The organism is Agromyces sp. Soil535 (assembly GCF_001428255.1).
Lineage (GTDB): Bacteria > Actinomycetota > Actinomycetes > Actinomycetales > Microbacteriaceae > Agromyces.
This window is the reverse complement of sequence record NZ_LMRW01000001.1, coordinates 476,270-499,432: the sequence shown is the minus strand read 5'-3', so window position 1 is coordinate 499,432 and position 23,163 is coordinate 476,270. Positions and strand designations below refer to the sequence as shown.

General features: G+C 71.7%; 17 protein-coding genes. 7 read left to right on the top strand and 10 right to left on the bottom strand.

Annotation, left to right across the window (positions count from 1 at the left end; genetic code table 11):
* Window positions 1-7: 7 nt before the first annotated feature.
* From ASG80_RS02365 to ASG80_RS02350, 4 genes are all read right to left on the bottom strand, one after another.
* Complete coding sequence (locus ASG80_RS02365; protein ID WP_056728046.1) at window positions 8-877, bottom strand: ATP-binding cassette domain-containing protein; 870 nt, start codon at window positions 875-877, stop codon at window positions 8-10.
* Window positions 874-2,742: a dipeptide/oligopeptide/nickel ABC transporter permease/ATP-binding protein gene (locus tag ASG80_RS02360; protein WP_056728044.1), complete on the bottom strand. Its 1,869-nt coding sequence runs from the start codon at window positions 2,740-2,742 to the stop codon at window positions 874-876. The genes ASG80_RS02365 and ASG80_RS02360 overlap by 4 nt, the downstream gene beginning before the upstream one ends.
* On the bottom strand, window positions 2,739-3,680 hold the full coding sequence (locus tag ASG80_RS02355; RefSeq protein WP_056728042.1) for an ABC transporter permease: 942 nt from the start codon (window positions 3,678-3,680) through the stop codon (window positions 2,739-2,741). Before ASG80_RS02355 ends, ASG80_RS02360 begins: the two co-directional genes overlap by 4 nt.
* Window positions 3,681-3,771: 91 nt before the next feature.
* Window positions 3,772-5,292, bottom strand: coding sequence for an ABC transporter substrate-binding protein (locus ASG80_RS02350; protein ID WP_056728040.1), 1,521 nt, complete (start codon window positions 5,290-5,292; stop codon window positions 3,772-3,774).
* Between the two features lie 214 nt (window positions 5,293-5,506).
* Between ASG80_RS02350 and ASG80_RS02345 the strand changes: the two genes are divergently transcribed.
* Window positions 5,507-6,169, top strand: coding sequence for a TetR/AcrR family transcriptional regulator (locus tag ASG80_RS02345; protein WP_056728038.1), 663 nt, complete (start codon window positions 5,507-5,509; stop codon window positions 6,167-6,169).
* 101 nt (window positions 6,170-6,270) lie between these two features.
* Window positions 6,271-6,441, top strand: coding sequence for a hypothetical protein (locus tag ASG80_RS02340; RefSeq protein WP_156401609.1), 171 nt, complete (start codon window positions 6,271-6,273; stop codon window positions 6,439-6,441).
* 66 nt (window positions 6,442-6,507) lie between these two features.
* On the opposite strand, the gene ASG80_RS02335 is transcribed toward ASG80_RS02340, so the two are convergent.
* Together ASG80_RS02335 and ASG80_RS02330 are read right to left on the bottom strand one after the other, a co-directional pair.
* Entirely contained in the window at window positions 6,508-8,835 is a 2,328-nt protein-coding gene (locus ASG80_RS02335; protein WP_056728034.1) for a glycoside hydrolase family 3 C-terminal domain-containing protein, read from the bottom strand.
* 61 nt (window positions 8,836-8,896) lie between these two features.
* Window positions 8,897-10,174 carry an MFS transporter gene (locus ASG80_RS02330; RefSeq protein WP_056728031.1) on the bottom strand — a complete coding sequence of 426 codons (1,278 nt, stop codon included), beginning with the start codon at window positions 10,172-10,174 and terminating at the stop codon, window positions 8,897-8,899.
* A gap of 91 nt (window positions 10,175-10,265) precedes the next feature.
* Between ASG80_RS02330 and ASG80_RS02325 the strand changes: the two genes are divergently transcribed.
* The 4 genes from ASG80_RS02325 to ASG80_RS24325 all read left to right on the top strand — a co-directional run bounded on the left by ASG80_RS02325 (window position 10,266) and on the right by ASG80_RS24325 (window position 14,865).
* Window positions 10,266-10,844: a TetR/AcrR family transcriptional regulator gene (locus tag ASG80_RS02325; protein WP_056728030.1), complete on the top strand. Its 579-nt coding sequence runs from the start codon at window positions 10,266-10,268 to the stop codon at window positions 10,842-10,844.
* A 181-nt stretch (window positions 10,845-11,025) separates the two neighbouring features.
* Window positions 11,026-12,531 carry a carboxylesterase/lipase family protein gene (locus ASG80_RS02320; RefSeq protein WP_056728027.1) on the top strand — a complete coding sequence of 502 codons (1,506 nt, stop codon included), beginning with the start codon at window positions 11,026-11,028 and terminating at the stop codon, window positions 12,529-12,531.
* An 86-nt stretch (window positions 12,532-12,617) separates the two neighbouring features.
* Window positions 12,618-13,895, top strand: coding sequence for an ROK family transcriptional regulator (locus tag ASG80_RS02315; protein ID WP_056728026.1), 1,278 nt, complete (start codon window positions 12,618-12,620; stop codon window positions 13,893-13,895).
* An 88-nt stretch (window positions 13,896-13,983) separates the two neighbouring features.
* Window positions 13,984-14,865, top strand: a complete 882-nt coding sequence (locus ASG80_RS24325) for an AraC family transcriptional regulator (RefSeq protein WP_056728023.1) — start codon at window positions 13,984-13,986, stop codon at window positions 14,863-14,865.
* A 6-nt stretch (window positions 14,866-14,871) separates the two neighbouring features.
* Here the strand turns inward: ASG80_RS24325 and ASG80_RS02305 are convergent, their stop codons facing one another.
* Complete coding sequence (locus tag ASG80_RS02305; RefSeq protein WP_082589663.1) at window positions 14,872-16,083, bottom strand: MFS transporter; 1,212 nt, start codon at window positions 16,081-16,083, stop codon at window positions 14,872-14,874.
* 128 nt (window positions 16,084-16,211) lie between these two features.
* Window positions 16,212-17,006: a polyprenol monophosphomannose synthase gene (locus tag ASG80_RS02300; RefSeq protein WP_056728021.1), complete on the bottom strand. Its 795-nt coding sequence runs from the start codon at window positions 17,004-17,006 to the stop codon at window positions 16,212-16,214.
* Between the two features lie 200 nt (window positions 17,007-17,206).
* On the opposite strand from ASG80_RS02300, the gene ASG80_RS02295 reads away from it, so the two are divergent.
* Window positions 17,207-17,869 (top strand): 4'-phosphopantetheinyl transferase superfamily protein, encoded by a 663-nt coding sequence (locus ASG80_RS02295; protein ID WP_056728019.1) that lies wholly within the window; start codon window positions 17,207-17,209, stop codon window positions 17,867-17,869.
* On the opposite strand, the gene ASG80_RS02290 is transcribed toward ASG80_RS02295, so the two are convergent.
* Entirely contained in the window at window positions 17,832-19,208 is a 1,377-nt protein-coding gene (locus tag ASG80_RS02290) for a M1 family metallopeptidase (protein ID WP_056728016.1), read from the bottom strand. The two genes, ASG80_RS02295 and ASG80_RS02290, sit on opposite strands and share 38 nt — an antisense overlap.
* On the bottom strand, window positions 19,208-23,152 hold the full coding sequence (locus ASG80_RS02285; protein ID WP_056728014.1) for a Pls/PosA family non-ribosomal peptide synthetase: 3,945 nt from the start codon (window positions 23,150-23,152) through the stop codon (window positions 19,208-19,210). The genes ASG80_RS02290 and ASG80_RS02285 overlap by 1 nt, the downstream gene beginning before the upstream one ends.
* Between the last annotated feature and the right edge of the window lie 11 nt (window positions 23,153-23,163).

Sequence of the window (23,163 nt, the reverse complement as noted above, 5' to 3'; positions counted from 1 at the left end):
GTGCCGGTCAGGCGGCGTCGGCCTCGGTGCCCGCGGCGGCGGCGGCGCGCTGCTCGTCGATCAGGCGGCGTCGCTCGACGCGCCGGATCTCCTGGCGGTCGGGGTCGGGCACGGGCGCGGCCATGAAGAGCCGCTGGGTGTACGGATGCTGCGGCCGGGCGGTCACCTGGTCGCCGGCACCCGTCTCCACGATCTCGCCGCGGTACATGACCGCGACCCGGTGACTGATGTGGCGGACCACGGCCAGGTCGTGCGAGATGAACAGGTAGGCGACGCCCGTGCGCTCCTGGATCTCGATGAAGAGGTCGAGGACCCGCGCCTGGGTCGACAGGTCGAGTGCCGAGACCGGCTCGTCGCACACGATGAGGTTCGGGTCGAGCGCCAGGGCTCGCGCGATGGCGATGCGCTGGCGCTGACCGCCGGAGAACTCGCGCGGGAGCCTGCTCCGGGCGTCGCCCGGCAGTCGCACGTAGTCGAGGAGGTCGCCGACGCGCTTCTTCGACTCCGCACTGGAGACGCCCCGAGCCGTGAGCGGCTCGATGAGGATCTGCTCGATCGTGAGCGACGGGTTGAGCGAGGAGTACGGGTCCTGGAAGACCACCTGGATCTCGCTCGACAGGTCGCGGCGCTCGGATCGGTGGAGGTGCGAGATGTCCCGGTCGCGGTAGCGGACCTTGCCGCCGGTGACCGGTGCGAGACCGAGCACGGCCCGGCCGAGCGTGGTCTTGCCCGAGCCGGACTCGCCGACCAGGCCGACGGTCTCGCCGGGCTTGATGTCGATCGAGACGCCCTTCAGGGCCTGGAACGGCTTCGCACGGAAGCCCTTGCCTGGGTACTCGACTTCGAGGTCGTCGACGTCGAGGAGGAGGTCGGTCATCGGAGTGCTCCTTCCGTGGAGAGGCCGAGCGGCGGCCGGGCCGGACCCTCGTCGAGGATCGCGGCGAGCAGCGACTCGGTGTACGGGTGCTCGGCGTGGTGGAAGATCGAGCGGACGGGGCCGGTCTCGACGATGCGGCCCGCCTGCATGACGGACACGCGGTCGCACAGGTCGGCGACGACGCCGAAGTTGTGCGTCACGAGGAGCATCGCCATGTGGCGCTCCTCCTGGAGGCCGCGCAGCACGTCGAGCACCTCGGCCTGCACCGTGACGTCGAGCGCCGTGGTGGGCTCGTCGGCGATGATCAGGTCGGGGTCGGTCGAGACCGCGCCCGCGATGAGCACGCGCTGCGCCATCCCGCCGGAGATCTCGTGCGGATACGCGGCGAACGTGCGCTTCGGGTCGGGGATGCCGACGCGGTCGAGCAGCGCGAGCGCCTTCTCGGTCGCGGCCTTCTTGCTGAGGCCGAGGCCGACGCGCAGCGGCTCGACCAGCTGGCTGCCGATCGTGAACGACGGGTCGAGGTTCGACATCGGCTCCTGGGGGATGTACCCGATCCGCCGTCCCCGGATCGCGGTGAACTCGCGCTCCGAGGCGTGGTCGAGGCGCACGCCCTCGTACTCGACGCTGCCGGTCGTGATGCGGCCGCCGCGGGGAAGGAGGCCGAGCACCGCGAACGCGGTCTGCGTCTTGCCGGAGCCCGACTCGCCGATCAGACCATGCACCTCGCCGCGGCGGATGTCGAGCGAGACCCCGTGCACGACCTCGGTCGAGCCCTTGTCGGTCTCGTAGCCGACGCGGAGGTCGGTGACGCTGAGCACGACCTCGCCGGTGCGGGCTGCGGCCCGGTCGTCGTCGCGGTGCTCGATGGGCTTCACTGCCGCGAGCTCGTCGTCGAGCGCCGCCTCGGTGGAGCCGGTCACTGCGCCGATGGAGGTGGTGACCGCGGCAACCGAGCCGGTGGCGGTGGCGACCGCACGGCGCCGCCTGCGGCGCACGACGACGGTGCGCTCGAGCACGTCGCGCATGGCGTTGGCGAGCAGCACGAGCGCGATCGACGTGAGCGCGATGGCGAGGGACGGCCACAGCATGAGCAGCGGCGCCTTGTAGATGTTGGCGAAGCCGTCGTTCAGCATGCCACCCCAGGTGGGGAGGGACGTGTCGCCGAGGCCCAGGAAGTCCAGCCCGGCCTGGATCGCGATGGCGATGCTCGCGATGATCGCGGACTGGATGATGATGGGCGCTCGGACGACGTACAGGATGTGCCGCGAGATGATGCGGCCGTCGCTCAGGCCCGAGACCCGGGCGGCGTCGACGTAGAGCTCGTTCCGCACGGCCGTGACGGCGACGTAGGTGAGGCGGTAGAACGCGGGCGAGAGGATCACGCCGAAGATGATCATGGAGATCCAGACCGACGGCCCGACCACCGCACGCGCGGCGAGCAGCACCACGAGGCCCGGCAGCGACATGACGAGCGCCGTGAACCAGGCGCTCACGCTGTCGAACCATCCGCGGTAGTAGCCGGCGATGAGGCCGGCGATCACGCCGATCATGAGGGCGACCACGAGGGCCAGCAGGGCGGCGGCCACGCTGACCTGCGTGGCCGCGAGCAGGCGTGAGAACACGTCGCGGCCTGCGCTGTCGCCACCGAGGAGGTGCTCGGCGCTCGGCGGGGCGAGCACCAGCTGCAGGGAGGCCTTGTTCGGATCGTACGGGGCGAGCATCGGCCCGAAGATCGCGACGAGCCCGACGAATACGATGAACGCGAACGAGATCGCGCCGAGCGGCCGCTTCACCAGCCGGCGCAGCAGCGAGGCATGCGCCTGGGGCGTGGGGATGTCGGGGGTCGGGGTGATCGCGGTCATGACAGTCTCACCTTCGGGTTGAGCGCGGCTTGGGCGATGTCGATGAGGAGGTTGACGACGACGACGATGATCGCGGTCACGATCACGATCCCCATGACGATCGGGATGTCGCCCGCCGAGGTCGCCTCGACGGTGAGTTGGCCGAGGCCCGGGAGGGCGAACACCCGCTCGATGATGATGGCGCCGCCGAGGAGGCCGATGAACTGCAGCGCCAGGATGGCGAGCGCCGGTCCGCCGGCGTTCCGCAGCACGTGCTTGTAGACGACGCGGTTCATGCTCAGGCCGCGGCTGCGCAGCGTGCGCACGTAGTCGCGGGAGAGGGCGTCCAGGACCGACCCACGCACCTGCTGCGCGACCGCGGCGATCGCGGCGAACGAGAGCGCGATGATCGGGAGGGTCACCGAGGCGACCCAGCCGGATGGCGAGGTCGTGAACGGGATGTACCCGGTGGCCTTGAACCAGTGCAGGTTGATGGCGAAGATCAGCACGAGGTACAGGGCGATGAGGAAGCCCGGGATCGCGAAGCCGATCACGGTGACGAACTGCACAACGCTGTCGATCCAACCACCCCGGCGTGCCGCGAGCACGCCGAGGACGACGGCGACGATCGCCGACACGAGCGTTGCCCCGATCACGATCGAGAGCGTGACCGCGAGACGGCCCGAGACGCCGGTGGCGACGAGCTGCCCGGTAAACCAGGACCGACCGAGGTCGCCCTGCAGTGCGGAGGTCAGCCAGTCCCAGAACTGCGCGAAGAGGGGCTGGTCGAGGCCGAGCTCTGCGGCCTTCTGGTCGACCGTCTCTTGGGTGGCTGACTGGCCGAGGATGCGGCGGGCGATATCACCGCCGCCGAGGTACAGGAGCGTGTACGCGATCACCGAGATCACGAACACGAGCACGACACCGGATGCCAGGCGTCGCAACACGAATGGAAGCATGAGGGTCTCCGTTGACGTCGGAAGATTGGGCCCGTGGCCCTGGTGTGGGACCCGGCCCGCCCCGGTGGTCCGGGACGGGCCGGGAGTCGACTCAGCCCTTCGGCTGGAAGTCGTAGATTGCCGGGTACGCGTTGGTGGGGAGCATCTCGACGGTCGTGTTGGCGTCCGTCCCGTAGCTGCCCTGCACGCGGTAGAACGGGGCGAACCAGGCCTGCTCCACGATGTACGTGTTGAGCTCCTTGGCGACCGAGGCCTGGGTGGCCTCATCGCCGAACTGGATCTGCTGGATGTACTCGTTGACCTTCGGGTCCTCGTAGTGGAACGGGTTGAACACGGCCGTCGGAGCGATCATGAACTGGATCAGCTGCCAGTCGGGGTTCTGCTCCAGGGCCATGAACGACGCGGGGAACTTCGGTGCGAGCAGGTCGGCGATGAAGTTGTTGCCCGGGTCGGTGTACTCCGCCGTGATGCCCACGTCGGCGAGCTGCTGCGAGATCAGCGTGTAGGTCGCCTCGCCGAGCAGGGTGGAGCTCGGCATCGAGACGGTGAGCCCGTCGCCGTAGCCCGCCTCGGCGAGGAGTTCCTTCGCCTTGTCGGGGTCGTACGTGTAGTAGTCGTCGAGGGCGGGGTCGTAGGCGTCGGACGTCTCGGGGAAGACCTGGGTGGTCACGGTGCCGTGGTCGGTCTGCAGCGCAGTGAGCAACGCCTCTCGGTCGAAGGCGTAGTTGAACGCCTGGCGCACGCGAACGTCGTTGAGGGCCGGGTTCATGGTGCCCGCACGGTCGAGCAGCAGCATCCCCTGGAAGTCGAGCTCGTTCGCGTTCACCGTCCAGCCGGCGCCCTCGACCTCGGCGAGGTTGTCGTTGCTGATGAGCTTGACCCCGTTCGCCTCGCCCGCCTTGATGGCGTTCAGGGCGGCGGTGGCGTCGCCGAGCACGTTGATCGTCAGCCCGTCGTAGTGCTGCACGTCGGGGTTCCAGTAGTCGGGGTTCTTCGTGTAGACGTAGCTGGTGCCGGTGACGGTCGCGTCGGTGTCGAGGATGTACGGCCCCGAGCCGACGGGGTTGGTTGCGAGGTCCTCGCTCTCGAACGACTCGGCGCTGCCGATGAGACCGGGGTCGCGCGTGAGGTAGTTGAGCATCGCCGGGTCGGGCGCCGAGAGCGTGATGACGACCGTCGTCTCGTCGGGCGCCTCGATCGAGGCGATCCCCGAGAAGTAGCCGGCGTCAGGCGAGGTTCCCGCCTTGAAGCGCTCGAGGTTCTGCTTCACCACGTCGCCTGTGAGCTTCGAGCCGTCGCTGAACGTCACGTCGTCGCGCAGGGTCAGGGTGAGCACGGTGTTGTCCTCGTTGTACGACCATTCGGTCGCGAGCCACGGCTCGATCGTCCCCTCGGGCGTCGCGAGCAGGAGCGTGTCGAACACGGCCTGGTAGTAGGGGGCACGGTTGCCCCATTCCGAGCCGGCCGGGTCGAGCGTGGTCGGCGCGAGAATCGCACCGAGCGTCAGGTTGCCTCCGCCGTCAGTGGATCCTCCCCCGTCAGCGGCGCAACTCGTCAATGCGAGTGCGCCGGTGATGGCGACGGCTGCTGCGGCTGTTCTCCATCGGAGCATCTTCGGTCCTCTTGATTGGGGGCGATACCACTGCGGATCGCCTCGTGAAACGGAAGTTAGCACGAAACCCGAGTGTCCGCTAGGTTTTCACGAAAGAATTTCTAGTGATCGCTAGGTTTTTATTTCTTCAGGTGGCAGCATGTGCTGAGGGGGCGGATGCCGCATGGCTCCCTCAGACGAATAGGCTCGTCTGCGAAGACGCAGGAGGTGCACGATGAGCGAGACAACGGCTGGCGAAAAGGCTGATGAGACGACAGATCAGCCCGCCGCAACCGGTCGGCGCAAGCCTCGTGGCTCGTATGCCAAGACCGGCATGAAGCGCGCCGCGATCCTGGAGGCCGCGCTCGCGGTGTTCGCGAAGGGCGGGTACCGTGCGGGCTCGCTGCGCGAAGTCGCCGCCGAGGTCGGCATGAGCGAGGCCGGGCTGTTGCATCACTTCCCCAACAAGAGCGCGCTCCTGGCCGAGGTGCTCGACCTGCGCGACCAGAAGTCGATCACGATGGTGCCGCTCGACGCCGAGGACCCCGGCGAGACCCTGCGCGGCCTCGTCGAGCTCGCCCGCTACAACGCGTCCGTGCCGGGCGTCGTCGACCTGTATTGCACGCTCTCGGCCGAAGCGACCTCGCCCGACCACCCGGCGCACGGCTACTTCGTGAGACGCTACACGGACACCATCGGGAGGCTCACGCGCTCCTTCACCCGGTGCGCTGAACGCGGCACGCTTCGGCCCGGCATCCGCCCGGAAAGCGCCGCCCGCGCCACCGTGGCCCTCATGGACGGCCTGCAGGTGCAGTGGCTCCTCGATCGCGACAGCGTCGACATGGCCGAGGAGCTCGACGCGTACCTGCGGAGCATCGTCGACCTCGACGCGACCTGACCGAGTCACGTCACCTCGGAACGGCCACTCCCCGAGCACCTGCTGCTGACGATGCCGGCGGTTGCCGCAGCGGCCCCTTGACGCGCTCGCATCGTGCGTTGGTGGGCTTCGCCGCGGTCGTCCTCTCCTTCGCGGCGATGACGTTCTCGGGCTTCCTCTGGTGGGGCGCGGCGCTCCCACCGTACTTGCTCGGCGTCCTCTCGCTCGCGCTCTGGCGAGGTCTGCGACGAGCAGCCACCGACGGCAACAGCGCAGGACGACTCCGGCACTGATGCCAGAACAGCATCAGTGCCGGAGTCGCGCGGAGTGGGAAGCGATGACCCCTTCGGACGGTGCCGCTAGCCTTGCGCGTTCGCCGCCGCCAGCAGCTGCTCCACCTGCTCGCGCCCGAACGGCCCGCCGGGGAACCCCGCGAGGCGCCCGACCGGGAACGACTCCATCATCTTGAACAGCGACGGGTCGGCGATCAGCGCGCTCGTGGCGCTGTCGCCGCCGGCCGCGAACGCCTGCATGATGAGCTGCGACGCCACGGGATGCGCGAACACCTCGCCCATCGACGAGTCCATCGTGAGCGGCACGCGCACGGCGTCGCCCTCGACCTCGACCGAGGCGGTCGCACGGATGTCGCGGCTCGACGCCCCGACCTCCACCGCGTAGGCGCCGCCTTCGACGACCCAGCGGTCGACACGGGTGTCCCAGTAGGCGAGGTCCTCGCGGCGCACGTGCACCACGATCTCGCGGGACACGCCGGCCGCGAGCGCGACCTTCGCGAAGCCCTTGAGCTCTCGCGGGGCGCGCACCACCCGCGAGCCGGGCAGCGACGTGTACACCTGCACGACCTCGGCCCCGTTGCGGTCGCCCGTGTTCGTCACGGTGACGCGCACGGTGAGGCCCGAATCATCGGCCGACACCGAGGCATCCGAGTATGCGAACGCCGTGTACGAGAGTCCGTGTCCGAACGGGTACGACACTTCGAGCTCGCGCGCGTCATACCAGCGGTAGCCCACGAAGAGGCCCTCGCCGTAGCGCACGTGCGAGTGCTCGCCCGGGAAGTCGAGGTACGCCGGGCTGTCGGCGAGGCGCACCGGGATCGTCTCCGCGAGGCGACCCGACGGGTTCACCACGCCGTAGAGCACGTCGGCGATCGCGCCGCCGCCGGCCTGGCCGAGGAGCCACCCCTCGACGATCGCAGGCACGCGGTCGGCGAGCCCCGACAGGCGCACGACGCCGCCGTTCGCGAGCACCACGACCGTGCGCGGGTTCGCCGCGATCACGGCGTCGGCGAGCGCGAGCTGCGCAGCGGGCAGCTCGATGTCGTCGCGGTCGAAGCCCTCGGACTCGAGCGCCGCCGGCACGCCGAGGAACAGCAGCACGGTGTCGGCTGCGGATGCCGCGGCGACCGCCTCTGCGGTGAGCTCCTCGGAGATCGCCCCGTCGTCGGCATAGCCCGCCGCGAACGGCACCTCGGCACCGGCACCGGCGTGCGCACGGATCTCGTCGAGCGCGTTGTCGAGCCTGGTCGGATTGATCTGCGACGAGCCGGCGCCCTGATAGCGCGGCGTGCGCGCGAGCTCGCCGATCACGGCGACGGCAGTGCCCTCCCCTGTGGCTCCGGCGGCGAGCGGCAGCACGGCGTCGTCGTTCTTCAGCAGCACGATCGATGCGGCGGCGACCTCGCGGGCGAGCGCGTGGTGGGCGTCGGCGTCGTAGGTTTCGACACGCTCAACCTGCGATGATCGCGCGCCGCGCACCGCCTTCTGCACGAGCTCGACGTTGCGGCGCGCGGCCGTGTCGAGCAGGCGCTCGTCGAGCACGCCCGAGCGCACCGCTGCGACGAGCTCGGCATCGGTCCGACCCTCGCTCGAGGGCATCTCGAGGTCGAGGCCGGCCGCCAGGCCGGTGACGCGCTCGTTCACGGCGCCCCAGTCCGAGACGACGAGGCCGTCGAAGCCCCACTCATCGCGGAGCACCTTCGTGAGGAGCCAGGGGTCCTCCGAGGTGTAGACGCCGTTGAGGCGGTTGTACGAGCACATGACGGTCCACGGCTGCTCGTCCTCGACGACGCGCTGGAAGCCGCGCAGGTAGATCTCGCGGAGGGGGCGCTCGTCGATGTCGGCCGAGACGCGCATGCGGTCGGCCTCCTGGTTGTTCGCCGCGAAGTGCTTGAGCGACGCGCCGACGCCCTGCGACTGCAGGCCGCGCACGAGCGCCGAGCCGAGCACGCCCGACACGAGCGGGTCCTCGGAGAGGTACTCGAAGTTGCGGCCGCACAGCGGCGAGCGCTTGATATTGATGCCCGGGCCGAGGAGCACCCCGACGCGCTCGGCCTGCGACTCCTCGCCGAGGGCCGCGCCGACGCGCTCGAGCAGCTCGGGGTCGAATGACGAGCCGAGCGCGACCGCCGGCGGGAAGCACGTCGCGGGCACGCTGTCGCCGATCCCGAGGTGGTCGCTGCCCTCGCGCTGCTTGCGCACGCCGTGCGGGCCGTCGGTGAGCATGATCGCCGGCAGGCCCACCCGCTCGACGGGCTTGGTCGTCCAGAAGCTCGCGCCGCTGGTCAGCGACGCCTTCTCCTCGAGCGTGAGGTCGGCGACGACCTCGGCGGCGGTGCGATCGATGGCGGATGCCGCGGCGGCATTCGTCGCAGGGTTCAGGGTGTCGGTCATGGTCGGTTCCTTCCGGTTGAGGCCCTGGTGGCGGTTGAGCTCTGCGCGGCGGCATCCGTCATCACTTGACCGCCTTGATCGGCCAGACGGCGACGGCGCCGAGGAGCGAGAGCACGATGCCGACCGGGAACAGCGCAGCGTAGCCGCCGAAGGCCAGCACGATCGCGCCGCCCACGGCGGGTGCGAGGGTCTGCGGCAGGGTCGCGGCGATGTTGACGACGCCGAGGTCCTTCGCGTACGAGTCCTTCGATGGGAGCACCTCGCTCATGAGGGCCTGGTCGACCGACTGGAACATTCCGAAGCCGAGGCCGGCGACGAGCGTGAAGATGAGCCAGCCCGTGAACGTGGGCATGACGAGGGGTACGACCAGAGCCGCCGCGACCGTGACGGACGACCCGAACACGAACACCTTGCGGCGGCTGAGCCGGTCGGAGAGCGGACCCCCGACCAGCATCGCCGCGATCATGCCCACCAGGCCGACGAGGCCGAACAGCGGGATGGACTCGACGGCCGCGTCGCCGAGGCCGATGTAGTCCGACAGGATGAAGAGCTGGTAGCCGGTCACGGCGAAGTAGCCGGTGTAGAGCAGCAGGCGGCCGGTGAAGGCCCAGAAGAAGTCGGGGTGCCTGACCGGGTTGACCCAGAACGTGCTGAGGAATGCGCGCAGGGAGAAGCGCTCGTTGACCTGGTCGCGGCTGGAGTGGTCGGGGTTGAAGACGACGAAGAGCGTGATGACCACGAGCGCGAGGCCCGCGAGCAGCATGTAGGCCGCGGGGATGTCCGAGCGCAGCGCCGAGCCGGCGATCTGGCCGCCGAGCGCACCGAACATGGCGCCGGCGCCGGCGAGCGCGGCGAACGTGCCGCGGGCGGCGTGGGGCACCCGGTCGGGGAGGATGGCGCTGAGCGGGCCCTGGGCGAAGTTGTAGGCGATCTGCACGATCGTCCACGCGATGGCGATCTGGGCGAGGCCGTTCGCGAGCGCCATGCCGACGAGGGCGAGTCCCCCGATGAGCACGCCCGCGACCATCCAGGGTGCGCGGCGTCCGAACCGCGAGCGCGTGCGGTCGGAGATCATGCCGGCGACGGGCTGCGCGATCATCGCTGCGAACGCGCCGACCGTCGTGATGAGGGCGAGGTTGGCGACCTTGTTCGCCTCGTCGATGCCGGCGACCTGCAGCGGCAGGAGTACGCCGGGGATCGCGCCCCAGAGGATGAAGATCGAGAGGTTCGCCGGGATGATCCAGCCGAGCAACCGCTTGAGGCTGCCCCTCACGAGGGGTCGCGGTTCGTCGGTGCCGTGGGGTTCGAGCGTTGGGGTGGGGGCTGACGCCGTCGTCATGGTGGGGTCCTCTCGGGGTCTCGACACTGAGTGAGCAAAACCATATAACGTTCGGTTTTCGTTTGCAACGAGGAGTCCGTACCATGCAGGTATGGCACGCAGGGGTTCGTACGCGAAGGGCGTCGCGAAGCGCGAGGAGATCCTCACCGCGGCGCTCGACGTGATCGCGCGCAACGGCTATCGCCGCACGAGCGTGCGCGAGCTCGCCGATGCCGTCGGCCTCAGCCAGGCCGGGCTCCTGCACTACTTCGCATCGAAGGAGGAGCTCTTCCAGGAGATCCTCCGCAAGCGCGACGAGGTCGACGCGGCCGCCTTCGACGGGGAGCTCGAGCATCCCATCGAGGGGTTCTTCGCCGTCATCCGCCACAACTCGGAGGTGCCTGGGCTGGTGCAGCTCTACGCCCAGGTCTCCACAGAGGCCGGCGACCCCGAGCATCCGGCCCACGAGTTCTTCGTCGAGCGCTACGAGCAGTTCCGCGCGCTGTTCGGCCAGCTGGTGCGCGACGAGCAGCGGGCCGGCAACATCGACCCCGACCTCGACCCCGACCGCATCTCGAACCTCTTCCTGGCCGCGGCCGACGGCCTGCAGACCCAGTGGATGCTCGACCCCTCGATCGACATGGCCGACCACGTCGCCTACCTCTGGCACCTCGTCACGCGCAAGGCCTGAGCGGATACTGGGCGTTTCGTCCAGCGGTTGAATTCTGGGGCGGCGGCGCTGCATACTCATTGCCTAGCGCCATTCGGTTTTGGTGCTAGCCCCTGCCGACTGTTCGTGTTCGGTATCGTCGCGGTGATCGCCGCGGCGCTCGTGCTCATCCCCATCAAGAGCGTCCGATAGGAGCATCACCGTGACCCAGACCAGCACCGGAACCCTCGTCGAGGCCGACACCACCGCCGGGCGCGTGCGCGGCGCGTGGCGCGGCGAACCCGGCACGGCCGGGGCATCCGCCGCCTTCCTCGGCATCCCGTTCGCCGAGGCGCCCGTGGGCGAGCTGCGCTTCGCGGCGCCCGTGCCGCACCGGCCGTGGGAGGGCGCGCGCGATGCGCTCGACTTCGGGGCGACGGCGCAGCGCGGCGACCCCGGCGTGACGCTCATCCCCGAGCCGTCGGTGCCCGGTGAGTCGACGCTGAACGTGAACGTCTTCACCCCGGCCCCGGCACCCACCGCAGTCGGCGAGGGCCTTCCGGTGCTGGTCTACGTCCACGGCGGCGGCTACTTCGCCGGCTCGCCCGCGAGCCCGTGGTACGACGGCGCGGCGTTCAACCGCGACGGCGTCGTCACGGTGTCGGTGTCGTACCGGCTCGGATTCGACGGCTTCGGCTGGATCGCGGACGCCCCGCTGAACCGCGGCGTGCTCGACTGGCTGCTCGCCCTCGAGTGGGTGCGCGACAACGTCGCGGCGTTCGGCGGCGACCCGGCACGCGTCACGATCGCGGGCCAGTCGGCGGGCGGCGGCGCGGTGCTCGCGCTGCTCGGCATGCCGAAGGCGCAGCCGCTCATCGCCGCCGTGTACAGCATCTCGGGGGCGGCGGCGGATGTCTCGCTCGCCGACGCCGAGGCGTTCGGACGCAGGCTCGCCGAGGCGGGCGGGGTCGAGCCGACCCGGGCGGGCCTCTCCAGGCTCAGCGAGGAGCGGGTGCTGGAGCTGCAGCAGAAGCTGACGGCATCCGTCGAAGGCGGGAACCCGCTCGACGGGTTGCGCAGCTTCATCGACGGCGGCCTGAGCCTCGGCCCGGTGATCGACGGCGACCTCGTGCCGATGGCGACGGTCGAGGCGATCCGCGCGGGCATCGGCGCCGACAAGCCGCTCGTGCTCGGCGCGACCGACGACGAGTTCTCGATGATCCTCGACGGGGCGAAGGACAAGTTGCGGTGGGTCCCGGCGCGCTATCTCCTCGGCAAGGTCGGGCTGAAGGGCGGCGCCCGTTCGGCGTACCTCGCCGCGAACCGCGAGGTCACCAGGCGCGGAACGGCTGCCATCGTGGGCCGCTACCTCACCGACCGGATGTTCCGCACCCTCGCCCTGCGCATCGCCCGCGCCCGCGGCGCCGCGCCCACCTGGCTCTACCGCTTCTCGTGGAGGTCGCCGAACTTCGGCAGCGCCGTGCACTGCGTCGACGTGCCGTTCTTCTTCGACTGCCTCGGCGCCGAGCGCGTCGGCGCGATCGCCGGGGAGCACCCGCCGCAGGCCCTCGCCGACGACGTGCACGGCGGCGCGGTCGCGTTCGTGCAGCACGGCGACCCAGGCTGGTCGCGGTTCACGGATGCCGCGGGCACTGCGCGCGTCTACGACACCCCGTCGCGCACCGCCGCCGACGGCTACGCAGGAGTACGCCCGCTCGTCGCACCCTGATCGGGTCGGGGTTGTGGCGAGGCGCCCGGCCTGTGCCCCCGAACGGGGTACGTGACCAGCGGCGACACGCCCAGCATGCTTGCGACATGACGCATGTCGGCGAGACATCGGTTCCGACCACGACCGGCCCGCTGGCCGCGCACCTCGAACACTCCAGCATCGTCCTCGAACACCTCGTGACGCACGGGCCGGCGACCCGCAGCGAACTCGCGACCGCCACGGGCCTCGGCCGCGGCGCGATCGCCGGGCTCACCTCGCGCCTCATCGAGGCGGGCATCCTCCGCGCCGCCGAACACGACCCCACGGGCGACGGGCGCGCGACGCCGCTCTCCCTGTCGGCCGCCGATCACGTGCTCGTCACCACGCTGATCCGGCCCGACGAGGCGGTGGCCACGATCGCGAGCCTCTCCGGCGTGGAGCTCTCGCGGTTCGCCGTCCCCGTGGCCGGTGAGGATGCCGACAGCGCGCCGGAGGGCGACGGTGCACCGTCGGTCCCCGCCTCTGTCCGTGTCCTCGACGCCGTCAGCATCGCGCTCGGCAGGGCGCTGGCGCAGGCCGAGCGGTCGGGGCATCCGATCGCCGACGTCACCGTGCTCGTCGACGGCGCGGTCGCCGGCACGCCCCCTGTGGTGGTCACCGACGCCCGCCTCGGCGCGGAACCGGTCGACGTGCTCGGCGAGTTGCGCGCTCGCATGCCCGCGCTCACCGAGGTCGAGCCCGCGCTGCTGCTGCCCCTCGCGCTGCAGCCCGCAGCACTCGCCGCGGCCGTCGCGGAGCGCGGGCTGCTGCCCGGTGTCGATGACGTGCTCTACATCGCGGGCGACACGGGCGTCGCCGCGGCGGCGATCGTGGGCGGCGTGCCGTTGCACGGCGCCCACGGCCTGGCGGCGACCTTCGGGCATCTTCCGGTGATGCAGGGCGGCGTGCGCTGCGAGTGCGGGCAGCACGGATGCCTCGCCACGGTCGCCGCGCCCGAGGTCGTGCTCGAACGAGCCGGCCTCGACGCGTTCGCGGACGTGCACGGGCACGGCGCAGCGCTCGAGGAGCTCGTCGCCCGGGTCGCCGCGGCGGAAGACCGCGCGCGCTGGTCGTGGCTCGACGCCGCCCTGTGGATCGGCCGGGCCCTGCAGGTCGTGGTGCCGGCCATCGACCCCGCGGTGGTAGTCGTCGGCGGCTACTGGTCGCAGCTCATCAGCGACATCGACACCGCCTACCGATCGAACCGGCCGACCATCGGCGGGGGCGTGCTGGCGTCGATCCCACCGATCGCGGCGGGACGCGTCGGCACCGACGCCGCCCTCGTGGGCGCGCGACGCCGGGCGCGGGAGCGCCTCGTCGCGGAGCCGCTGCTGCTCGCGGGCTGAGCCCCGGCCGAGCTCGTCGGCGCCGTCCTCGCGCTCCGTGCGCACGGCGGCGGGGAATGATCCACCGCCCGTCACGCTTGAAGCTCACATGAGCGCGATCGAAGCCGGCGCCGGCCCCGCCGCGATCGTCGATGCCGAGGGCAGCATCGACGCGGTACTCGAGCGCCTGCACTGGAGCGTGCTCGAGTTCGGCCATCGCGAGCTGCGGGCGGGGCCGCCGCGACACGACGACGGGCGCGGCATCCGCTTCCACTACGTGGCGACGGGAGACGTGCAGCTGCGCCGTGACGACGCCGAGCCGCTCGACATGCAGGCCGGCGACTTCGTGCTGTTGCCGCACGGCGGGCCGGCCGAACTTCGCACGGCGCACGAGGCCCGGCTGCTGAGCGGCTCGCTCGCCCTCAACGGCAGCGACGCGATCGCGACGCGGGTCATGCCGTCCGTGCTGTACACGTGCGGCTTCCGCGTGCACGAGCCGATCTTCGCCTCGCTCCTCGAGACGATGCACCGCGAGGCATCGAGCGATCGCGCCGGCAGCGGCTCGGTCATCGGCCGGCTGGCCGACGTCGTGGCATCCGCGGCCGTGCGCATCTGGCTCGAACGCGGCTGCGGCAACGCCCGCGAGTGGCTCGCCTCGGAGCGTGACCCGCACCTCGGCCGCGCGCTCGAGGCGATCCACGACGACCCGGGCTCGCCGTGGACGGTCGAGTCGCTGGCACGACTCGCCCGCGCCTCGCGCTCGCAGTTCGCCGAGCAGTTCCGGGACGCCGTCGGCGACACCCCCGCCCGCTACCTGACGCGCGTGCGGATGGAACGAGCCGAGCGGATGCTCCGCGCCGGCGCCGCGGTCGGCGACATCGCCTACGAACTCGGCTACGAGAGCGACGCCGGATTCAGCCGCGCGTTCCGGCGGCATGCGGGCGTATCGCCGAGCCACTGGCGCCGCTCCGCCGTGCGCACCGTCGCCTGACGCGGCTCAGCGGGTTCGCGCCGAGCTGAGCACGCCCGCGCCCAGCACCGCGGCGATGCCGCCGCCGATTAAGGCCGCCTGCACGCCGACGGTGTCGACGAGGAGGCCGCCGACGGCAGCGCCGATCGTGATCGCGATCTGGAAGGCGGCGACCACGAGGCCGCCGGCGCTCTCGAGCCGGTCGGGCGCCACGCGCGCGATCCACGTCTGCACCATGGTCGGCACGGCCCCGAACCCGAGGCCCCAGACGAACACCGTCACGAATGCGAGCGCGAGGCTCGAGCCGAGCAGCGCGAACACCACGGTGCCCGCACCGATGGCGACGGGCGAGGCGATCAACAGCACGGCCAGGCGCCGGTCGGCGATCGGCCCGGCGACCGCGTTGCCCACGAAGCTGGCGACGCCGTAGACGAGGAGCAGGACCGCGAGCAGCTCGGGCGTGAGCCCGTCGATGCCCTCGAAGGCCGGGCGCAGGTAGGTGAAGCCCATGAAGTGGCCGCCCGCGATGAGCACGATGGCGAGGATGCCGATGGCCACGACCGGGGTCCGCGCGGTCCGGAGCAGCGCACGGAACCCGGGCGCGCCACTCGGCGAAACGGAGGGCAGCGTCGCGAGCTGCGCGGCGAGCGTGACCAAGCCCGCGCCGGCGGCGAGGAGGAAGACCGCACGCCAGCCGAGCAGCTCGCCGAAGTACGCGCCGGCCGGCACTGCGGCGATCGTCGCGAGCGAGACGCCCGCGTTCACGATGGTCATCGCCCGGCCCAGCCGTTCGGCAGGCACGAGCTGCGCCGTCACGGCGAGCGACATCGCCCAGAATCCCGAGAGGGCGATGCCGAGGAGCAGTCGCGACGCGAGCATGAGCCCGAACGCGGGCGCGATGGCCACGAGCACGTTCGACGCGATCGCGAGCGTGGTGAGGCCGGTCATCACCCAACGCCGGTCGATCCGCGGGAGGGCGGAGACGATCAGCGGGCCGCCGATGATGCCGCTGATACTCGTGGCGGTGACGAGCTGGCCGGCCGTGCCCTCGGTGATGCCGAGCTCGGCCGCGATGGGCGGCAGGAGGCTCGCCGGCAGGAATTCGCTGGTGACGAGGGTGAAGACGCCGAGGCCGAGCGAGACGACCGCGAACCAGGCGGCCGGGCGGACGACCGACGCCGAGGTCCCCGGCGCGGCGCCTATGGACGACGTCGAGGTCGACAGCGTGTTCGATGACATGGTGCTCCTTCAGGCCAGGGCACCAGCCTCGCGGACGGCGAGCGTTCGCACCCGACCGATCGTCGCCGCGACCCGACCGTTCCCCCGGAACCGGGTTCGCAGCCGGTCGGGACTTCCGAGGATGCGCGTCAGGCGCGGGAGCGACCCGCCGCCGACCCGCTGCCGCCGTTCGCCGACTGCGTCGCCGCACGGCGGCCGAACCGCGATCGCAGCCCCCATCCCGTCACGCGCACCATGGCCTCCAGCACGATCGCCGGGTTCATCTTCGAGCGCCCGCGCGCCCGCTCCACGAACGTGACCGGCACCTCGACGACCGTGAGGCCGGCCTCGCGCGCGTGCCAGAGCATGTCGACCTGGAACCCGTAGCCGCGCGTGTTCACGTCCTCCAGGCGGATGCGCCGCAGCGCCGCCGCACGGAATGCGCGGTACCCCGCGGTCGCGTCGCGGGTGTCGAGCCCGAGCGCCACGCGGGCGTACGCGCTCCCCCAGCGCGAGAGGAGCTCGCGCCGCCGCGGCCAGTTCTCGATCGAGCCGCCGGGCACCCACCGCGACCCGATCACCAGATCGGCGGGGCTGGCAGTGGCATCCGTCGCCTCGAGCCGGTCGAGCAGGCGCGGCAGCTGCTCGGGAAGGTGCGAGCCGTCGGCGTCGAGCTGCACGATCGGATCGTATCCGCGTTCGAGCGCCCAGCGGAACGCCTCGAGGTAGGCCGCGCCGAGGCCGTCCTTCGTCGTGCGGTGAAGCACCTGCACGGCGGAGTCGGCCGCCGCGAGCTCGTCGGCGAGCTCGCCGGTGCCGTCGGGCGAGCTGTCGTCGACCACGAGCACGGATGCCGCGGGCACCGCGGCGCGCACACGGGCCACCGTGTCGGCGAGGTTCTCGCGTTCGTTGTAGGTCGGGATCACGACGAGTGTGCCGGCCATTCGCTCCCTCACCTCGGGCGGGCGTATCCGCGCTATCGTAACCGCCCGTGGTGGCCGTCTGCTGCGAAGGGTCCCTCGACGGCCGGCCGGAGGCCGCGAGCGCGACGAGTCTGCTTGCAGCCCCATCGCCCGGGTGATGGACTGGCGAGCGGCGGCCGACGATTCGCCGCGACATCCGTCAGGGACATCGAGGAACGAACATGAGCGCTGGGGCGGCGATCGACGGAGGCGTCCGGCTCGCCTGGGCCGATCCCGCCGAGTTCGACCGCGCGCGGGCCCTGCACCTCCTCGACGGGCCCGAGCGTGCGCGCGCCGCCGACACGGCGGATCCCGCCGCACGCGATCGCTTCCTGCTCGGCCGGATGCTCCTGCGCGACCTCGCGGCGAGGCTCGGCGCCGTGCGACCGGAGGAGGTGGTCGTGGTGGCCAGGTGCGAGCGCTGCGGCGGCGACCATGGCCGACCTCGGGTGCACTGGCCGGATGCCTCGGGCTCGCCGCCGTCGGTGAGCCTCGCATCGTGCTCCGCACTCGTGATCGCGGCACTCGCGCCCTCGGGCATCGCGGTCGGCGTCGACGTGGAGCGGCCCCGCGCCGCGCGATCGCGCGAGGCCGAGACCGACCGGCGCGCGGCCGTCGTGCAGCTCCTCGGCGGCTCGCGCCGCACGGCGATCCGTCGCTGGGTCCGTGCGGAGGCGGTGCTGAAGGCCGACGGCCGCGGCCTCCGCGTCGAACCCGCCTCGGTGGTCTTCGGCCGCGATCGCGCGCACGTCCCCGACCGACCTGCGCGGTACCGGCTCACGGACCTCCGGATCGACGGATGCCTCGTCAGCGTCGCCCTCGCGAGGCCCCCGGTGCGCCTCTGATCTCTCCCGGCGCAGGGACCGGGGCGGGAAGAGGGGGCAGTGCCGGATGGTACAGCCACGACTCGAAGAACTCCCCCAGGTCGCGGTGGGTGCGGGCGTCGGCGAGATCGATGAATTCCGCGGTCGTCGCGCTTCCGTGGCGCTTCGTGGCCGTCCACTCTCGCAGCAGGTCGAAGAACGCGACGTCGCCGAGCTCGTGCCGCAGCGCATGCAGGGTCAGCGCGCCACGCTTGTAAAGCCGGTCGTCGAACATGTACGAGGGTCCGGGATCGCCGATGAGGAGGTCGGCGGGCAGCTGGGCGAGCACGGCGTGGTGGTGGCGAGCGAGCTCGTCGGCGGAGGCTTGGCCCGCGGCATCCGACCACAGCCATTCGGCGTAGCAGCAGAACCCCTCGTTCAGCCAGATGTCCTGCCACCTTGCGACACCCACGCTGTTGCCGAACCACTGGTGCGCGAGCTCGTGCGCGATGAGCCGCTCCTCGCCGCCCTCGCCGTCGACGTGGTTCGAGCCGAAGACCGCCAGGCCCTGGGCCTCGAGCGGGATCTCCAACTCGTCGTCAGTGACCACGACGGCGTACCGCTCGAACGGGTACGGGCCGAAGCGCTCCTCGAACACCTCGAGCATCCGCGGCAGGTCGGCGAAATCGGCGCGCACCTCGCGCTCCAGCGCCCGTGGGAAGAACACCGCGCACTCCGCGCCGTCGAACGCGAGCGATCGCCTCGTGTACCGCCCGACCTGCAGCATGAGCAGGTAGCTCGAGGTCGGCTCCCGCTGCTCGTACGTCCAGATGCCCTGCCCGCCGACGATGCGGTGCTCGACGAGCTCGCCGTTCGCGACCACGGTGTAGGCGGCATCCGTCTCGAAGCGCAGGCGGTAGCTCGCCTTGTCGGCCGGGTGGTCGTTGCACGGAAACCAGGTCGGCGCGCCAGAGGGCTGCGACGCGACGAGCACGCCGTCGTCGAGCTCCTCCCAGCCGATCGTTCCCCATCTGGTGCGCCGGGGTCGGGGGGCGCCCCCGTACTCGACGATCACCCCGACGGTGGAACCCGGCTCGATCGGCCGCACCGGGGTGATGCGGAGCTTGCCCTGGCTCTGCCGGAACTCGGCCTTGCGACCGTCGACCCGCACCCGCGAGGCCGTGAGGCCGACGAGGTCGAGGCTGAACTGGGCCAGTCGCCGACTCGCGCGGAGGCGCAGTTCGGCGACGCCGTCGAGGCGGTTTCGTGCGATGCGGTACTTCAGGGTCAGCGCGTTCGAGACGGTGAGGTACCCGCCGTTGCCGCTGTGCGGCAGGTAGGCGTCGCCGGCGGTGTCGGCGCCGATCTCGGCCGGATCCATCAGCGCACCTGCACGTGGTAGTCGGCGAAGCGGACGACGCGCCACGGGCCGATCGGGTTGCCGCTCCATCGGCTGCCGACCGGCACCACCTCGCCGCGCATCACGAGCGAGGCCGGCCCGACGGTGGCGTGCGCGCCGATGCGAGCGGCGGGCAGGATCACGCTGTGCGGGCCGAGCGTCGCGCCGGGCTCGAGGGTGACCTGGTCCATGCTCATGATTCGATCATGGAACAGGTGCGTCTGCACGACGCAGCCGCGGTTCACGGTGGATCCGTCGCCGAGCGTCACGAGATCCGCCTCGGGCAGCCAGTAGCTGTCGCACCAGACGCCACGGCCGATGCGGGCGCCGAGGGTGCGCAGCCACACGGCGAGGGCCGGGGTTCCGGCCGCGGCCTGCGCGAACCACGGCGCGGCGACCATCTCGACGAACGTGTCCGACACCTCGGTGCGCCAGACGAAGCTCGACCAGAGCGGATGCTCCCCCGCCCGGATGCGGCCGACGAACACCCACTTCGCGATCGTCGAGGCGATGGCGGCCACCGCCCCGGCCGCGAGCATCACGACCCCGCTGACGAGGAGCGCCACCACGGCGCCGAACGCGGAGGTGAGCGCCGCGAGCGTGAACAGCACGCCGAGCCCGATCGCGCAGGTGACGAACACCGGCACGATGCGGCAGAGCTCCCAGAGCGTGCGCGCGATGCGCAACCGGGAGGAAGGGCGGTAGGTGCGGCTCTCGTCGACCTCGAGGGCCGAGCGGCGCAGGCGCATCGGCGGTGAGCCGAGCCAGGACGTGCCGGGCTTCGACTTCGCGGGCGCCACCGAGAGCACGGCCACGAGCGTGTCCCGCGCGAGCCGGTGGCCGGCCGCGGCGATGCCCGAGTTGCCGAGGAACGCCCGCTTGCCGATGCGGGCGCCCTCGAGCCGCATCCACCCGCCCTGCAGCTCGTAGGAGGCGACCATGGTGTCGTCCGCGAGGAAGGCATGGTCGTCGATCGTCGTCATCGAGGGGATGAGCAGCACGGTGGATGCCTCGACGTCGCGTCCGACCTCCGCCCCGAGCAGGCGCAGCCACACCGGGGTGAAGAGGCTCGAGTAGAGCGGGAACAGGATCGTGCGCGAGGCATCCATCAATCGCTCGGTGGTCCACGCCTGCCATCCGACGCGGCTGCGCACCGGATGCCGCCCCTCACCCAGGCCGATCGCGAGAAGCCGCACGGCGATCACGACGAGGCCCGCGAAGGCGACGCCGGCCACGAGCGTCGCCGGCACGAGCCACGCCAGCGCACGGAGCGCGGCCTCCCCGAGCGTGGCCGATCCGGCCATCCCCGCGGCGATCACCGCGCCTCCGGCCGCGAACGCCGCGATCGGCAGGAGCGAGAGGAGGAGCGAGGAGAGCCCGTACGCGAAGAGCCAGCGTCTGGGCCGCGGCGGCTCGTCCGTCGTGATGTGGGCGGGGCCGACCCGCTCCGCCGGCGACCCCGCCCAGCGCTGACCCGACGGCACTCGACCGAAGACGGCCGAGCCCGGGGCGATCTCGGCCCGCTTGCCGATGCGCGCGCCCGGCAGCAGCGTGCTGCGCGCGCCGATCGTCGAACCCGCCCCGATGCGCACACGGCCGATGCGCACGACATCGCCGTCGATCCACGTGCCCGCGAGGTCGACCTCGGGCTCCACCGCGGCGCGGTCGCCGATCGTGAGCATCCCGGTGACCGGCGGAAGGGTGTGCAGGTCGACGTCCTGCCCGATCCTGGCGCCGAGCGCCCGCGCGTAGTTCGTCACCCACGGCGCCCCCGACAACCCGACCGCATCGACCTGGTGGGCGATCTGGTCGGCTAGCCACATGCGCAGGTGCACGGCGCCGCCGCGCGGGTAGTCACCCGGCTCGAGCCCCGCGAGCAGTACCCGTGCACCGACCACGGCGATCGCCATGCGGCCGAAGGGCGTCGCGAAGAGCGCGAGCCCCACGATGAGCACCCAGATCGGGACGGTCGGCAGGAATGCGAAGTCGGCGGAGACCGCGGTGAGGATCGTGGTCGCGGTGAGCAGGTAGAGCAGCCATCGGGCCCCGCTCAGGATGAACAGCGGCACCCCGGCGAGCGTCTGCACCCACTGCGTGCCGCGTGGCGTCGGCACGGGCTGCCGGAACGTCGCGGCGTCCGATCCGGCGGTGTCGGACACCCGCGCCTCGACCTCGTCGGCCATGGCGCCGAGGCGAGGGCGGTCGTAGATGTCGGCGACGGTGAACTCAGGGTCGCGCGCCCGGATGCGGCTCACGAGCTGTGCGGCGGCGAGCGATCCGCCGCCCAGGTCGAAGAAGCTCGCGTCGGGCTCCGAGACCGGCACGCCCAGCACCGCCTGCCACAGCTCGGCCAGCCAGGCCGCGGATGCCCCGAGCCCTGCGGCATCCGGAACCACCCCCGGCAGCGGCCAGGGCAGGGCGTCGCGGTCGACCTTGCCCGAGGTGCGGGTCGGCAGCTCGTCGACCACGGCGAGCAGCGGGACGAGCGCGGCGGGGAGCTCCTCGGCGAGACGGGCGCGGGCCGCGACTCGATCGAATTCGCCGTCGGCGGCGAGGTAGCCGACGAGCACCTGGTTGCCCGCCTCGGTGCGGCGCACCGCCGCCGCCGCTCCCGTGACACCGGGGAGCGCCTGCAGCGCCGCCTCGATCTCGCCGAGCTCGATCCGCCGGCCGCCGACCTTCACCTGGTCGTCGACACGGCCCTGGAAGAGAAGGCCATCCGGGTCGAACACGACCAGGTCGCCCGACCGGTAGGCGCGTTCCCAGGCGAGCGTCGGCATCGGCGAGTACTTGGCGGCGTCCTTCTCGGCGTCGAGGTAGCGGGCGAGTCCGGCCCCGGCGATGATGAGCTCCCCCACCTCGCCCTCGCCGACGGGCCGTCCGTCGGGATCGACGACGGCGAGCGCCCAGCCGTCGAGCGGCACCCCGATGCGCACCGGGCCGACGCCGTCCAGCAGCGCGGCGCAGGCGACGACGGTGGCCTCGGTCGGGCCGTAGGTGTTCCACACCTCGCGCTCGGGGGAGACGAGCCGTGCGGCGAGCTCGGGTGGAACCGCCTCGCCGCCGAAGATCAGCAGCCGCACGTTCTCGATCGCCTCCGCGGGCCACAGCGCGGCAAGCGTCGGCACCGTCGAGACGACGGTGATCCCGTGCGTGACCATCCACGGCCCGAGATCCATGCCACTGCGCACCAGGCTCCGCGGCGCGGGCACGAGGCAGGCGCCGTGCCGCCACGCGAGCCACATCTCCTCGCACGAGGCGTCGAACGCCACAGAGAGCCCCGCGAGCACGCGATCCCCCGGCCCGAGCGGCGCGTCCTGCAGGAAGAGCTTCGCCTCGGCGTCGACGAACGCGGCTGCTGAGCGGTGGCGCACCGCCACGCCCTTGGGCGTGCCGGTCGATCCCGAGGTGAAGATGATCCACGCGTCGTCGTCGAGCTCCGGCGGCGTCGGGACGGGGATCACGTGCGTGCTCGGGTGCGGCGGGGTTCCGTCGAAGAGGCCGGCCGGCGGGGCATCCGACTCGGTCCCGCCGTTCGGCTCGAACACGCCGCCCCCTGAGACCACCCCGCGCACGTCGGCCTCGCCGAAGACGAGCCGGGCGCGCTCATCGGGGTCGTCGGCGTCGACGGGCACGTACGCCGCGCCCGCGGCCATCACGCCGAGGATGGCGACGTAGAGCTCCCGAGAGCCGGAGGGCATGCGGATGCCGACGCGATCCCCGCGACGAACCCCCTCATGGTGCAGGCGCACTGCGGTTCGCACCACGCGCGCCATGAGCTCGCGGTAGCTGAGCGCGCCCGCGGCATCCTCGAGCGCGGAGGCGTCGGGGTGGGCGTGCGTGGTCTCGCGCAACACGTCGACGAGCGTGCGGGGCGCCGCCGCGAGCGCGGAGCGGTCGAGGATGCCGGGGACGTCAGCGGTCACGGGACCTCCTG